Raw genomic sequence first — 14,564 nt, 5'->3', positions numbered from 1 at the left:
TCATACCGACAATTTTTAGATGATGATAAGTTCACCATGCAAAGCCCCTGCCATTTTTAACGCTTCGAGTATGGCAAGTACATCGGATGGTGCTGCACCCACTAGATTGACGGCTCTTACAAGCTCATCAAGGCTGGTGCCTGGATTAAACATAAACATACGACGATCTTTTTCTGACACATCGATAGTGCTGTTGGTGGTGACCACGGTATCGCCACCCGCTAATGCGTTAGGTTGTGACACTTGAGTGGCCTCAGCGATGGTGACGGTTAAGCCGCCATGGGTCACCGCTGCGGGTAATAACTTAACGTGCTGACCGACCACAATGGTGCCGGTACGTGAGTTAACAATGACTTTGGCTGACTCGTCTGCTGGCTCAACTTCAATGTTTTCAAGGGTTGATAAAAACGACACTCGTTGTGATGCATCACGCGGCGCACTGACCTGAATAGAAGTTGCGTCAATGGCTTTAGCCATGTCTGGGCCAAGTAAGTCGTTAATGGCATCTGCTGTACGCTTTGCGGTAGAGAAGTCTGAGCGACGTAAATTAAACGTAAGGTAGTCGCCACTTGCAAATGGGCTGGCAACACTGCGTTCAACAATGGCGCCACTTGGGATACGCCCTACCGTAGGGGTGTTTTGAATCACTTGTGAGCCATCTAGGCCTTCGGCACTAAAGCCACTTACTATAAGGCTGCCTTGTGCAATGGCATAAACGTTGCCATCAACCCCTTTTAAGAAGGTTTGAATGAGCGTACCGCCACGTAAACTTTTGGCTTCGCCTAAACTCGACACGGTAACGTCAAGGTTTTGACCCGGCTTAATAAACGCTGGCATGTCGGCATGCACTGCCACTACTGCGACGTTTTTTGAATTAGGTTTTACCGAATCGGGTAAATTAATGCCAAAGTTTTTAAGCATGGTGCGAAAAGTTTGTTCGGTATATTTGGTTTTTTCACCGGTACCAGGTAAACCGACCACTAAACCATAACCAATCAGCTGATTACTTCTTACGCCTTGAATATTGGCGATATCTTTTATGCGCTCTGCATGAACAGGGGCTGTTAGGATTAACAGTGAGGTCATTAGCGACAACAGCAATTTGATTTTCATGTATTACTCCTTAAAAAGGCCACCAGTCACCCAAGAAAAACGAATTCAACCAACCCACTTTTTGTGAGTCTGCAAATGTGCCAGTGCCGCTGTATTGAATACGGGCATTGGCAACACGGGTTGAATCGATGGTGTTGTCTGGATTGATGTCTTGGCTGCGAACAATTCCAGTAACGCGAATAAACTCATCACCGTTATTAATTGAAATCCATTTTTCGCCGCGAATAACTAAGTTGCCGTTACTGAGCACTTGCATGACGTTAGCCGAAATGCTGCCATCTAAACTGTTAGATTGGTCGGCATCTGCTTCACGCTTGGTGTTCATGCTATCTGAGTAGCCTAGGTCAATTGGCACTCCGCCAATTGACACATTTTTACCGCCGGCATAAACAGGTGTGACATTTAAGTCACTGCCTTTAGATATGTCATTATTGGCGCTTTTTTTGGCTTGAGTAGACTCTTTAAGCGTGACGGTGATGATGTCGCCGACGCGATGCGCACGAATGTCGGAGAACAAGCTCGATGCTTGCGTATCAAGAAAAATAGATCCCGTTGCGGCTACCTGCGTCGGCGGCGTGTCTGGGTATACCGGCGCATAGAATGGGTCATCGGCAATGGGCTTTTTTTGTGTAGAACTGCAGCCTGCCAATAAAATTATCGACGCTAACGTTATGTATTTAATCATGATAACTCCTTAGAGATTCTGATTAACGTAAGACAACATTTGGTCAACCGCTGAAATGACTTTTGAGTTCATTTCGTAAATGCGCTGACCTTGAATTAAGTTCACTAGCTCTTCTGTCACGTTGACGTTAGAGGTTTCTAACGCGCCCTGACGAATGGCACCTAAACCATCTTGCGATGCAGTGCCTTGAATTGGCGTACCGCTGGCACCGGTTTCGGTGTAGAGGTTTTGCCCTAATGGGTCTAACCCTGACGGATTAATAAAGTCGGTCATGGTTAACTGGCCAATCACCTGGCTTTCTGCAGTGCCTGGAATTTGCACTGACACTTCACCTTCTGCTGACACAGTAATACTGGTGGCATCGTCTGGAATAGTAATGGCGGGTTGCACCACATAGCCTGAACCAGGAGTCACAATTTGGCCGGTATCATCCAGGCTAAATTGACCGTTACGGGTGTAAGCTGCGGTGCCGTCTGGCATTTGCACTTCAAAGAAGCCTGAGCCTTCAATCATTAAATCTAATGAGTTGTCGGTGGTGAGCATGCTGCCTTGGGTAAACATTTTTTGGGTGGCGACCACTTTGGTACCGGCACCAATGTTTAGGCCATTAGGTAACTTGGTGTTGTCGGCACTGACGCCGCCGGCTTGATTAACGGTTTGATACAGTAAATCTTCAAACACAGCGCGACTTTTTTTGAATCCAACCGTACTGGCGTTAGCCACGTTGTTAGAAATGACCGCGATGTTTGTTTGCTGCGCATCAACACCAGTTTTACTTATCCATAACGCTGGAATCATAATAATTACTCCTAACTAATTTTCATCAAGGAAGTCGACGCACGATCAATTTCTTCGGCGTTCTTCATCATTTTGACTTGCATCTCGTATTGACGCTGGATCTCAATCATTGCGACCATTTCATGTACTGGGTTAACGTTACTGCCTTCAACCGCGCCGCTTTCTACTGCAACATTGGGGTCGGTTGGCGCGTTACCGCCGGCCATAAGACGAAATAAACCGTCTTCACCGCGCATCATTTGATTGTTACCTGGATTAACCAGTTTGATGCGGGCGACTTCTTCAATGACTTCTGCGGTTGCGCCTTGCGGTCTCACAGAGATAATGCCGTTAGCGGCAATTTCGACGTGTTCAATGGGCAGTGGTAATACGATTGGCCCTGCATCGCCCATTACCGGGCGGTTGCTGCTGTTTACCAGCAAACCTGTACTGTCAAATTTTAAGCTGCCTGCTCGGGTATAGGCTTCTGAGCCATCGGCGGCTTGTACGGCTATCCATCCATCGCCTTTAACGGCGACATCAAGATTACGACCCGTGGTGACAATGGGACCGCTTGCAAAGTTACTGCCTGGGCTTTCAATCATTGAAAACACGCGGCTAGGTAAACCTTCACCAAACGCCTGCATAGAGCGAGCTTGAGTCATGTCAGCCTTAAAACCATCGGTATTGGCGTTGGCAAGGTTGTTAGCACTGACCGCTAAAGCATTCATGCCTTGCTTAGCGCCACTCATGGCAACATAAAGAAATTTGTCCATTTGCTGCTCCGTCAAACTTTCTACAAAATGAATATATGTAGAGTTATAGCAAGCATCATGCCAATGAAGTTTATTGCTAGTGAGTTATATTCAACACGCTGAATGTAGAGGAGTAAAAATAGTAGACGGGAGTGGTTGATAGTCAAAAAAACAGCAGTTTTACGATAATGAAGGCGGTATATTACTTAAATGGCAAGGTGTTGCCGACAACGGCAACACCTTGTGTGTTAATCAAAAATAGTGAGTAAAGATTAACGGATCTGTAATACTGTTTGGTTTAGAGTGTTGTTCACTTCCAGGGTACGAGAGTTAGCCTGGAAGTTACGCTGAGCGGTAATCAAATCAACCAATTCGGTGGTTAAATCAACGTTTGATTGCTCAAGCGCAGAAGACTGAATGCTACCAAAGGTACCACTATTAGCTTCACCGGCTAATGCTTCACCTGAATCTAAACTGGCTTTCCATGAGGTGTTACCCACCTGGGTTAAGCCTTGCTCATTAGCAAAACGCACTAACGCAACACGCGCTAATGGCACGGTTGAACCATTACTGTAACTAGCAGTAATTAAGCCATCCGAGCCAATGCCAACATTGGTTAAACGGCCAACGGTAATACCGTCTTGGCTTAATGCAGTCACTTCAAATGGCGAAGCATATTGTGTTGGGTTATCAAATCTGACTTCAAGTGTTTGAGTACCGTCTGAGCCAGGGTCTAATACACCGGCACCTGGTGTGCCAAGTGTTACTGTAGTGATCGGCGAAGGATTAGTCCCTGTATAAGAACCAACATTGTTAAACGAAATCACTGCACCATTCCAAGCTCCTGTACCACTTGGGTTAGTTGCTGTTGCAGTTTCGCTAAGGGTACCATCACCAACACCATCGCCATCTGCATCTATTTGATAACTCCCTGGAGTTTCCACACTAACAGGCTCACCATCAACGGCATAAAATGCAAGCCAGTTACTCTCCCCTGTATATGAGCCACCTGTAGGTTTCACAAAATAGGTGGTCATAATATGAGACTCACCTAATGAGTCATAGATGGTTACTGAAGTTGAATTGTTGTAGGTGTCAGAATTGTCTGGGTCAAATGCGCTAGGATCTAATGCATCTTCGCCGACATTTAAATTCATTTGTAATTCAACCACACCCGTTTTAACTGGGCTACCGGCAGTATCTGGAATTTGAATAGGTTTGGTTGTGGTTAAGCTCACCGAGGTTGAGTTACCTTCATCATCAACAGGGAAACCTTGTAAAAAGTTACCTGCGGCATCGACCATGTAGTTGTCTGAATCGACTTTAAAAGCACCTGCACGAGTGTAAGATAAATCTTGAGTACCGACACCAGAAGAGGTAACAAAAAAGCCGCCGCCACTGATCGCCATATCTAATGAATTGCTGGTAAATTGTAAACTACCTTGGTGAAATTGCTGTGCCACCTGCGAGGTTGATACACCGCCGCCGACCGCCGTTTTACCATTAGAGAAAATTGAGTTTGCGTACACGTCAGCAAATTCAGCACGCGACTCTTTAAAGCCGACAGTGTTTACGTTGGCAATGTTGTTTGCCGTTGTGTTTAAGTCTTTTTGCGCGGCAGAGATACCACTCAATGCAATGTTAAATGACATAATTCACCTCAAAGGTTTTATTCATAATCAACACGTTTATTTAGTAAACTGTAGATAATGTTAAGTTTCAGATACGGCAAGTACGTCAGATAACTTAATACCGCCGACACCGCGCAAATTCAAAATAGCCCCTGTTGCAGCGGTGCCTAACGACACACTGCTAACATGGGCATAAGTAGATACAGCTAAGTCCTGGGCTTCGCCATCGACTTTTCCGCTCGCCTTAATAGAGTACATTCCCTCTTTTACTGGCGAGCCATTTTTATCCAGTCCATCCCAGGACACATCAACGTTACCGCCAGCGCTGCCATCCACACTAAAGGTTTTAATGAGCTGTCCAGATGCATCTTCAACTCTAACCGTAATCGTATCCATGGCTGACGGTGTACTAATGACGCCATTCATGCTCGGACTCTCAGCTGAAATAGCTCCAGTGTCTGAAGGAATTAACACCTTACGGCCAACGAGACCCGATGCTTGCAATGCCTGACTGGAGCTCATCACTGTATTGAGGTTTAAAATTTCATCGTTAAGATTTGAAATACCATCAACGGTAGAAAATGATGCCATTTGGGCAATCATTTGATCGTTATCTACAGGCTCAAATGGGTCTTGCATTGATAACTGCTGACTGAGCAAAGCAAAGAAGTCTTCTTGCTTTAACAGCTGATCATTCGCTTCAGGAACCGCGCTCTGCTCAGGTAACCGAATTGAATCGAGAAACGAATTACCCGTGGTTAACGTAGTAGTGCTCTGCACTGAACTCTTGGTCACTGCACTCGTATTTGATGCACTGCTTGAGGTCTGAGGTAAAGACTGACTGTAAGAATTAATTAGGCTCATAGCTGCCTCCTTGAAAAATCAAAACTATTTACCCATATTGAGCGTTTGTTGCAGCATTGATTTAGTGGCATCTGCTACCTGAACATTCATTTGGTAAGACCGCGAAGCTGAAATCATGTCAGCCATTTCTTCCATTACATTCACGTTTGGTTTGTAAATAAATCCGTCAGCATCAGAAAGTGGATGATCTGGCGAGTACTCTTTAATTAACGGTTTATCACTTTCAACAATGCCCTTCACCGACACACCAGGAGATTGATTTTGCTGATTGCTGGCTTTGGCCATTTCTGCTTCAAAAACTGGATGACGTGCACGATAGGTTTTATCGACACTGCTCGACACTGAATCTGCATTGGCGATGTTACTGGCCGTGGTATTAAGCCTGACAGATTGCGCCGACATCCCTGAACCAGAAACATTAAAGATATTGAATAAACTCATGATTAATCACCTCGCAATGCTTTACGCATGCCACTAAATTTACTTTCAAGAAAACCCAGTGACATTTGATATTCGAGCGCATTTTGCATAAATGCAGATTGTTCTTTTTGCGTGTCGACGGTGTTGCCATCGCCGGTGTCGGGTTGAGTCGGCACACGGTATTGCACGTGTTGCTGTGTTAATGACGTTAAATCAAAGTGTCTTTCTGTGGTTTGACTCATGCTTAAGCCATTTTGATGAGAGCTCGCGGCTTTCATCGCAGAAGCAAAATCCACATCTTGCGCTTTGTAATGAGGAGTATTGGCATTGGCGATATTACTTGAAATCACTTCTGCTCTTTGAGCTCGTACGCCCAACGAGTATTGGTGAACACCTAATGCATTATCGAAATTAATCGCCATAAAATTGCCTCCATCAGCTAACTGATAGAATTAAAGCAAGGGTTATGCCAACAATTACAATAAAGGAGGAATAAGTATTTTAAATGAACATGCCGACGAATGCCGGCATGATAAAGCTAGTAAGCTATTTATTTAACTAGGTTTTCTTTTGATAGTAAATACCAGGATTACAACGAACCATATTAAATTCTTCGGTTAAACCGGCAATAGATTCTGACGCACCTAAGAATAAAATCCCTTTAGGGTTAAGTGCGGCAGCAAATTGCCGCAAAATTTTAGCCTTTGCCTCTGGCGCAAAATAAATCAGTACATTACGGCAAAAAATAATGTCGTATTTACCTAATAAGCTATAACTTTCAAGCAGATTATGCGCTCTAAAGTTAACCAGACGCTTTACATTGTCTTTCAGTTTCATGTTGCCCGACGGTAAAGCATCAAAAAACTGACGCTTACGTTCATCAGATAAACCACGCGCTAACGCTAAACTGTCGTATTCAGCATTTTTACAACGTTCAAGCATTGAAGGCGATAAATCCGTTGCCTGAATAGACGCTCCGCCAGGCAGTGCGCCAGGCTTACGTTGTTGGTATTCAAGCACTGTCATCGCTAAAGAATAGGGTTCTTGACCAGATGAGCAAGCAGCCGACCAAATCTTTAATGGACGGCCTAACTTACTGTACTCAGGTAATAAGGTGTTGTGCAGTAACTCGAAAGGATAACGGTCACGAAACCATAAGGTTTCATTGGTTGTCATCGCGTCGATCACTTCAGCACGTAATTGACGCTCAGTCGGTTTCATCGACTTTTTAACCACCTCTGATAATGAGGGTAAGTTATGCTTACCCATCAAAGGGGCTAAACGGCTACGCACTAAATATTGTTTGTTCTCGCCTAACACAATACCGCTATGCTGTTCTAAAAACAGTCTAAATTGATTGTACTCTGCTTCAGCAAGTGATTTATCTGTCACATTAACATCCTAAAATAAGTAAGCTTATAGCGCTTAATAATTTACACGCTGTCATTATAGACAGTTATAAGCTCAAATGTTTGTTTACTGCGGCGGCCAATTCATCTGGGTTAAATTTTGCAATAAAATCGTTTGCGCCCACTTTTTGCACCATCGCCTGGTTAAATACGCCACTGAGTGAAGTGTGTAATACCACTTTGATATTCTTCAATTTTGGATCGTCACGAATTTCAGCCGTTAAGGTATAACCGTCCATTTCTGGCATTTCGATATCGGAAATAATTAACGGGATTTCGTGCGATACATCGTCCATTTCAGCCGCGATAGCTTTAAGTTTATTTAATGCTTCTCGGCCATCTTTGGCAGTATCAATCTGTAAATTTAACGATTCGAGTGAGCGAATAATTTGCTTACGCGCCACGGCTGAGTCGTCGATCACCATAATGTGGTAATGCTGTTCTCTATCGATGGTTAGCGTTTCGTTCACTTCTTTACTGATCGCGGTTTTAACCGGAGAAATCTCATCAAGGATTTTCTCTACGTCTAAAATCTCAACCAACTCGCCTTCAATTTCGGTTACTGCTGTTAAATAAGAATAACGCCCTGCACCTTGTGGTGGTGGCATGATTGCAGCCCAGTTCATATTGATAATACGCTCAACTGAACTCACCAAGAATCCTTGCACGCTGCGGTTGTATTCAGAAATGATAATGAAACAATTTTCAGTCGACGTGAGTGGACGGCCACCGGTTGCAGCACTTAAATCAATGACCGAAATGGTTGTACCACGAATGTGAGCGACACCTTTAACAAATCGATTTAATTTAGGTAATGTGGTTAATGGAGGACATTGCAGGACCTCTTTAACTTTAAACACGTTAATACCGAAGCGCTGACGACCATTAAGCCTAAACAGCAGTAATTCTAATCTGTTTTGCCCAACAAGTTGGGTACGTTTGTTTACTGAATCTAAAATGCTCGACATAGCGGGGCCTTGTAGTTAACTGTCACCCAAAAGGATACATTTGTTATTAAAATTATCGTAAAGCCTAATTCTTGATAATAAACTTAATTTTTTGATAAAGTTCAAATTATTGATAGTAAAACCCGGTTAGCAGTACCCAGTTGTAATATCCACACTACCCGGTTGCAATAATGAATACGTTGTTGATAACACACTTTACTGGCAACGCACACCAGTTAACCATTGCCAGGTCGACTACACAATGAATACTTATCGCCACAACTTATCAACACAAATAGGCATACAACTTGCTTAGATTAATAAACTAGCCGATACGGTATTTTTTTGACGGAGGATTAATGAACATGATTCGCCGCCATACCCATCGATTATTAGTCTATTCAATACGTCTACATTATCCGCGTATTAATCGTTTTTCAAAGTATAGGTGCATTCTGGCAAAACAAGCTAGTATCTTCATTATGAAAGTATTTTTTTTATGTTTTTTGTGCTTGCTCTCGCTTTCTTTACCGGTATTTGCCAGTGAAGAAGCCACTGCTCCTTCATTATCGACCATTTATCAATTAGCTAAAGAGGCCGTAGAAAAAAAAATTGATGTAGAGTCAAACGCTAAGGTCGAAATTACCCCACAAAATTTAGAAGGAAGGCTGACACCGCCACGCTGTTATCCTCCAATATCGGTTGAGTTAGCCAGCGAACGAGATGTCACTCGAAATAACACCGTTAAAATAAGCTGTGAAACTCCAGATTACGACTACCCGTGGCAGATGTACTTGTCTGTAAGAGTTGATATTCAATATCCTGTTATTGTCGCGACTGAATTATTGTCACCCAATCAGATTCTAAATTCTGATGACTTAGCCATTATGTATGTAGACCAATATAGTTTGAAGGGACAATTCTTTTCAGATAAAGCGAGCCTACTCGGTTCGCGCGTAAAACGTAGAGTAGCTAAAGACTCACCGATCATTGGCAGTAATCTTTGTTTTGTCTGTAAAGGGGACATGGTCTCTATATATGCTAAGACACAGAGTATCGAAATTAAAACCTTGGGTGAAGCATTGCGTGACGGCAATATTGGAGAAGCTATTAAGGTCAAAAATAGCAAAAGTAACAAACGACTAGAAGCTGTAGTGATTGATGTTGGTGAAGTTGAAGTTAGGATGTAAAATAGATTAAAGTTTTTTCCACGAGCGCCGATAGCCTGTATGGAAAACCTAATACATTACGCTGGAGCCTCACATGGCAATTGATATTAAGCACAATACTGCGACCAATACACAGATGCGCACAGCACGTGACACGCAGTCTACTTCGCAAACCAATACTGCTGCGCCGCAGAAATCTGGCACGCCCGTTAAAAGTGATTCGGTAAGCATTACTTCGCAAGCGCAACAGCTGCAAAGTGCTCAAGGCAAAATGGCTGCATTACCAGAAGTGGATCAAAAAAAGGTCGCTGAAATTAAACTGGCTATCTCAGAAGGTCGTTATAAAGTCGACCCAGAAAAATTAGCTGCGAATATCGCTAGTTTTGAAGCTGAACTGAGTGGCTTATCGTTCGATAAAGAGTAGCCTAGTCCGTTACTCTTTATTGTATTTTAACCTTTGTTATCGGTGCACTTTTGCATCATAGGAAAGTGTTGACTACGTAAACCAAAGAGTAATATATGACCGATATAACAGTGCTACTTGATGCTCAACATCAAACTCTCACTCTGCTTAAACAGCTCATTACTGAAGAAAAAGACGCATTACTCAAGCAAGATGCTGACAAACTGTTAGCGCTCGCTAAAGATAAATTGCAGCGTATGAGCTTACTCAAGGCAACGGATGAAAAGTTAGCTGCCCACCCAGAGGCGGAAAAACTGACCTCTGTACCAGAACTTGCCCAAAAAGTTGAATCGGCCAAAGCTATCCTTGCCGAGTGCAAACACATCAACACCCAAAACTCTAGCTTAATAGAGCATAATATTGCCACGATAAATCGTTTAGCCCAGGCGCTACAAGTGAGCCGCAATGCCACTAGCCTCACCTATAATGATAAAGGCAAAACCTCTACAATTTCGAGCTTAGGTAATGATTTTACTGCCTAGGACTAGGACGCTTCGCTACTAGAGCGCTGCGCTGCTAGAAACGCTTCGCTGCTAGAAACGCTTCGCTGCTAGAAACGCTTCGCTGCTAGAACGCTTCGCGGCTAGAAACGCTTCGCTGCTAGAAACGCTTCGCTGCTAGAACGCTTCGCTGCTAAAAACTATTAAATCTGATCTAGCACCTAGCAGGACGCAGTCCGCCCTAGAACCTAGCAGGACGCAGTCCGCCCTAGAACCTAGCAGGACGCAGTCCGCCCTAGCAGGACACAGTCCGTCCTAGCACCTAGCAGGACGCAGTCAGTCCTAGAACCTAGCAGGACGCAGTCCGTCCTAGTACCTAGCAGGACGCAGTCCGTCCTAGTACCTAGCAGGACGCAGTCCGTCCTAGCAGCGCAGCGACCCTAGCAGGACGCAGTCCGCCCTAGCACCTAGTAGATGATTTACTGCGCTAACATATCCTGCTTTAAACTGTCTTGCGCTGGATTATCACCCAACCAAATTTTTAATAACGCCTGACGAAATGCCTCACCTGCAATGTTACCTTGAACCTGGCCATTTTTAATACTGGTCACGCCCTTGCCTTTTTGAGTCACAAAAGTAAATTGATCGCCCTCAACAATTTCATCGGCAAACAATTGAGTAAAGTGTTGAATATCCGTTTTAATCGAACCAATATTGTTATCGGTTGCCGCATCAAAGCCTTCTTCAATCGCATTGCGCATTTTATCTGAGGTGATCATCCCAGAGGTAATGGTTAATTGAATCACCGCAATCGGTTGCTCAAGCACGGTATCTAATTGGTTTGCTGTTGCAGGCAAATATAAACTGCCGACATATAAGTCCATAAAAAACTTACTGCGCACGCCTGCACCATTCAGCACTAAGGTTTGATCAGCAAACATCGCTTGATCCGCAACATTCACATCAGCAACCATTTTTGCCTGTACTGCAGTTGGTGCTAAGGTTGGCAATAACACCGAAAAAGCCAAACCGATTAACGCATAAAGTTTCATGTCATCTCTTTTAAATAATCTGTTATTCATAAAAGTGGTTATCATTTGTTTTAGTAGAGTCTATTAATCTCGAGTAGACACATAAGCTCTACATACAAAGGATTTCAGCACCAGGTTGTCATTTATAGAATGTGTAGCTCTAACCTCTAACACCTAATTTATATTGGCCATTTTGCTCAAACATCAATGCTTGTTTGTGTTTTTGCGCCATTAAAATTGGACCATCATCAAAGAATAAAAAGCATTTCCAGTTACGAACAAACACATCCCAACGGGTTTCTAACACTTGATATTTTTCATAACAGAAATAAATCACAGTATCATCTGGCCATTTAATGTGTTCTAAAATGGCTTCAGGCAATGCATTATCATGAGAATCCCACGCCGACTGCCAATGCTCAGTCGCACTCCAGGCATCCTGCTTTGCTGGCCAATCACCTTTTTCGAATAGTTCCGCACGGCTGCTTTTATTGCTTATCCACTTATTCCATACTTCCATGGCACTTTTATCAGCCAATGGCTTGATCAACGCCTTGTCATCGTCTGACACTGGCAAATCTTTATGGTTAAAAATCCACTTACGCTTATAAAGTTCAAACGGAATATATGAGTGTGACAAACAACTGCTCCTGGCAACATAAAAATGAGGCGCAATTATAGCGTTAAAACAAGGTGAACTGCGATAGCGAGGCTGAGAAATGATGAGGTGATTTGCAGAAAAACTGGCAGGTACTAAACGAGAGCGTATTTTAGCAGAACATGAAGTTAAGCGATTACTTGAAGCCCTAGAACTTGAGTTACCTATTTACCGTGATGTGGTGATGATATTGCTACTAACAGGCCAACGTAAAAGCTGTGTGTTCAGTATGGAATGGCGCGAGATAGATCATCAACGTGGTATTTGGCTGATTCCAACCAGCAAAATGAAAGTTAAAAAACCTCATGCTGTGCCACTCACTAAAGAAGCGATGGATATACTGACCAGACGCAGCAAAGAAGCTGTTAAAGGTGAACGCTTTGTATTCCCTAGCGAGCGCAGTCAATCAGGTCATATTATCGAAAAGGCAGGTAAAGGCAGCTTCTGGCATCGCATCACAGAACGTGCCGAGCTTCGTTGTGCAGAAAAGGCCTACGCTTTCAAAAATAATTGTCACCATTCACGATTTAAGGCGAACCATAGCAAGCTGGAGCGTCATGCGAGGCGGTCGCTTTAGATTTCGAAAATCAAACCACCAGTAAACTGCTAAGTCATAGCCCTAGGGATTTAAGCAAAAGCCAATATCACAGCCAGTACTTATGCTCATTTAGATATTGAACATGTTAGGCAGGAACTAGGGATTACCACAGCGCATTTACTTGGAACTTTTCAGCAGGAATCGAAAGTGGATAGGCTTGTTGGAGAAATAAAACAGCTCTCTGAAGATGAAAAGAGAGAGCTGTTTAAAAAGTTAAGCTAATTTGAAGCTATGACTTAATAGCAACTTTTTCAGTTTTAGCCTCTTCAACTTTATGTGTATGAAGAATACCGTCATGTGAATGTTTTTCTTGGCTGCTAGTATCAGTTTTTGCAATCCCATTGTGGTAATTATAACCAGTACAAAGCCCTTTATCTATTGATGCTTGACTACAGTTGTGACCACCGTTTTTATCAGTTCTTCCGCTATGTGCGAATGACATGGGGACGGCCAATAAAAACAAAAGCGAAGCCAGTATTAATTTATTCATATTTTCTCTACTTAAGGTAAACAGCTAGTTCTAAATTCTTTTAAAACAATACCTTGATAACAATAAAAAGGATTATTAACAACATATAAATTGACTATTTATATGATCTAATGACCAAAACTATAAATAACTCATATAGAAATATCAATCACGAGGCTTTAGAGATCAAATCCAATAAGACAAGGAGAATAAATACGAAAAAATGAACACTTATTTTTACAAGAGAGTTCATTCAATCAGGCCATATTATTGAAAAAGCGTAACCGTCTAGCGAACCACACCTACTTTTTTAAAATTCCATGGTAACAGGCTGTCGATATCAGGTGCTGGTTGGCACAGTTCATTAAGGCAAGCCATGATGTAATCAAATGGGATTAAACCATTTACCTTTGCGGTTTCCACAATGCTGTAAAGTGTTGCGCTGGCTTGTGCACCGTTAGCCGTTTGGCTAAATAACCAATTCTTTCGGCCTATCACAAACGGTTTTACTGCGCGTTCAGCTCTATTGTTATCGATGCTGAGTCGTCCATCATCCACATAACGAATGAGTTTGTGCCATTGATTAGCCAGGTAATTAGCCGCCTCAATCAGTTTGGTATTGCCCACTAAATTTGGCTGGTTCTGCTCAAGCCATGCTTTTAGCTTGTCCAGTATAGGCACACTGGCTTGTTGTCTTGTCGTGTATTTATCATCCACATTTTTATCTTTAACGCGTGACTCAACAGCGTACAATTTTTGGATAAGGCTCAATACCACATCCGCTTTGCCGGTTTTGTTTTTGCCTTGTAGCTTTTTCGCCTCGATAAATTTACGACGAGCATGAGCCCAGCAGCCGATTAAGGTTGCCTCTGTTTTGGCATAGGCCTGATAACCATCCACGTGTAAATACCCTTGATATCCATCAAGATAATTGACCACGCACGCGGCCGCGCGACTATTGTGGAAGTCATAAAGCACGATATTAGGGATAGGATTATTCGGGTCCGGTGAATCCCTACCTGAGCAATACACCCACATGTAGCTGTTCACTTTATCGGATTTCACCACCTTTAATGGCGTTTCATCGGCAAACAACGTGGGCTGCTTTAACAGCTCGGCTTTAAGTCGCTCAACT

At 43.1% G+C, this 14,564-nt stretch carries 18 protein-coding genes; 4 read left to right on the top strand and 14 right to left on the bottom strand.

Features of this window, described 5'->3' with window-relative positions:
- Positions 1 to 15: 15 nt before the first annotated feature.
- The 10 genes from AC19MV_RS13545 to AC19MV_RS13500 form a co-directional block, all read right to left on the bottom strand.
- Entirely contained in the window at positions 16 to 1,113 is a 1,098-nt protein-coding gene (locus AC19MV_RS13545; RefSeq protein WP_498308184.1) for a flagellar basal body P-ring protein FlgI, read from the bottom strand.
- Between the two features lie 10 nt (positions 1,114 to 1,123).
- Complete coding sequence (flgH, locus tag AC19MV_RS13540; protein WP_498308183.1) at positions 1,124 to 1,798, bottom strand: flagellar basal body L-ring protein FlgH; 675 nt, start codon at positions 1,796 to 1,798, stop codon at positions 1,124 to 1,126.
- 9 nt (positions 1,799 to 1,807) lie between these two features.
- Entirely contained in the window at positions 1,808 to 2,596 is a 789-nt protein-coding gene (flgG, locus tag AC19MV_RS13535; RefSeq protein ID WP_160054578.1) for a flagellar basal-body rod protein FlgG, read from the bottom strand.
- Positions 2,597 to 2,607: 11 nt separating this feature from the next.
- A complete protein-coding gene (flgF, locus tag AC19MV_RS13530; RefSeq protein WP_432403473.1) occupies positions 2,608 to 3,351 on the bottom strand; it encodes a flagellar basal-body rod protein FlgF in 744 nt (247 codons plus the stop codon).
- A gap of 251 nt (positions 3,352 to 3,602) precedes the next feature.
- Positions 3,603 to 4,982, bottom strand: coding sequence for a flagellar hook protein FlgE (flgE, locus tag AC19MV_RS13525; RefSeq protein ID WP_432403471.1), 1,380 nt, complete (start codon positions 4,980 to 4,982; stop codon positions 3,603 to 3,605).
- Positions 4,983 to 5,042: 60 nt separating this feature from the next.
- A complete protein-coding gene (flgD, locus tag AC19MV_RS13520; protein ID WP_498308182.1) occupies positions 5,043 to 5,825 on the bottom strand; it encodes a flagellar hook assembly protein FlgD in 783 nt (260 codons plus the stop codon).
- Positions 5,826 to 5,849: 24 nt separating this feature from the next.
- Positions 5,850 to 6,266: a flagellar basal body rod protein FlgC gene (flgC, locus tag AC19MV_RS13515; RefSeq protein ID WP_432403467.1), complete on the bottom strand. Its 417-nt coding sequence runs from the start codon at positions 6,264 to 6,266 to the stop codon at positions 5,850 to 5,852.
- 2 nt (positions 6,267 to 6,268) lie between these two features.
- On the bottom strand, positions 6,269 to 6,667 hold the full coding sequence (gene flgB, locus AC19MV_RS13510) for a flagellar basal body rod protein FlgB (RefSeq protein ID WP_498308180.1): 399 nt from the start codon (positions 6,665 to 6,667) through the stop codon (positions 6,269 to 6,271).
- A gap of 136 nt (positions 6,668 to 6,803) precedes the next feature.
- A complete protein-coding gene (locus AC19MV_RS13505; protein ID WP_160054565.1) occupies positions 6,804 to 7,637 on the bottom strand; it encodes a CheR family methyltransferase in 834 nt (277 codons plus the stop codon).
- Between the two features lie 64 nt (positions 7,638 to 7,701).
- Positions 7,702 to 8,622 carry a chemotaxis protein CheV gene (locus tag AC19MV_RS13500; protein ID WP_432403463.1) on the bottom strand — a complete coding sequence of 307 codons (921 nt, stop codon included), beginning with the start codon at positions 8,620 to 8,622 and terminating at the stop codon, positions 7,702 to 7,704.
- 461 nt (positions 8,623 to 9,083) lie between these two features.
- On the opposite strand from AC19MV_RS13500, the gene flgA reads away from it, so the two are divergent.
- The 3 genes from flgA to AC19MV_RS13485 all read left to right on the top strand — a co-directional run bounded on the left by flgA (position 9,084) and on the right by AC19MV_RS13485 (position 10,715).
- On the top strand, positions 9,084 to 9,791 hold the full coding sequence (gene flgA, locus AC19MV_RS13495) for a flagellar basal body P-ring formation chaperone FlgA (protein ID WP_498308179.1): 708 nt from the start codon (positions 9,084 to 9,086) through the stop codon (positions 9,789 to 9,791).
- Between the two features lie 73 nt (positions 9,792 to 9,864).
- Complete coding sequence (gene flgM / locus AC19MV_RS13490) at positions 9,865 to 10,194, top strand: flagellar biosynthesis anti-sigma factor FlgM (protein ID WP_498308177.1); 330 nt, start codon at positions 9,865 to 9,867, stop codon at positions 10,192 to 10,194.
- Between the two features lie 95 nt (positions 10,195 to 10,289).
- Positions 10,290 to 10,715 (top strand): flagella synthesis protein FlgN, encoded by a 426-nt coding sequence (locus tag AC19MV_RS13485; protein ID WP_432403457.1) that lies wholly within the window; start codon positions 10,290 to 10,292, stop codon positions 10,713 to 10,715.
- A gap of 437 nt (positions 10,716 to 11,152) precedes the next feature.
- Here the strand turns inward: AC19MV_RS13485 and AC19MV_RS13480 are convergent, their stop codons facing one another.
- Both AC19MV_RS13480 and AC19MV_RS13475 read right to left on the bottom strand, forming a co-directional pair.
- Positions 11,153 to 11,725 carry a chalcone isomerase family protein gene (locus AC19MV_RS13480; RefSeq protein WP_498308175.1) on the bottom strand — a complete coding sequence of 191 codons (573 nt, stop codon included), beginning with the start codon at positions 11,723 to 11,725 and terminating at the stop codon, positions 11,153 to 11,155.
- A gap of 139 nt (positions 11,726 to 11,864) precedes the next feature.
- A complete protein-coding gene (locus AC19MV_RS13475; protein WP_432403453.1) occupies positions 11,865 to 12,344 on the bottom strand; it encodes a DUF2947 domain-containing protein in 480 nt (159 codons plus the stop codon).
- A gap of 103 nt (positions 12,345 to 12,447) precedes the next feature.
- Between AC19MV_RS13475 and AC19MV_RS13470 the strand changes: the two genes are divergently transcribed.
- Positions 12,448 to 12,939 (top strand): tyrosine-type recombinase/integrase, encoded by a 492-nt coding sequence (locus tag AC19MV_RS13470; protein ID WP_498308331.1) that lies wholly within the window; start codon positions 12,448 to 12,450, stop codon positions 12,937 to 12,939.
- Between the two features lie 250 nt (positions 12,940 to 13,189).
- On the opposite strand, the gene AC19MV_RS13465 is transcribed toward AC19MV_RS13470, so the two are convergent.
- Positions 13,190 to 13,450, bottom strand: coding sequence for a YHYH domain-containing protein (locus AC19MV_RS13465; protein WP_498308174.1), 261 nt, complete (start codon positions 13,448 to 13,450; stop codon positions 13,190 to 13,192).
- A gap of 267 nt (positions 13,451 to 13,717) precedes the next feature.
- The coding region (gene tnpC / locus AC19MV_RS13460) for an IS66 family transposase (RefSeq protein WP_498308172.1) at positions 13,718 to 14,564 on the bottom strand (847 nt) is incomplete at its 5' end.

Source organism: Shewanella sp. MF05913 (genome assembly GCF_059758095.1).
Note: the sequence above shows the minus strand (reverse complement) of the source record. Positions and strands in the feature narration are given on the sequence as shown.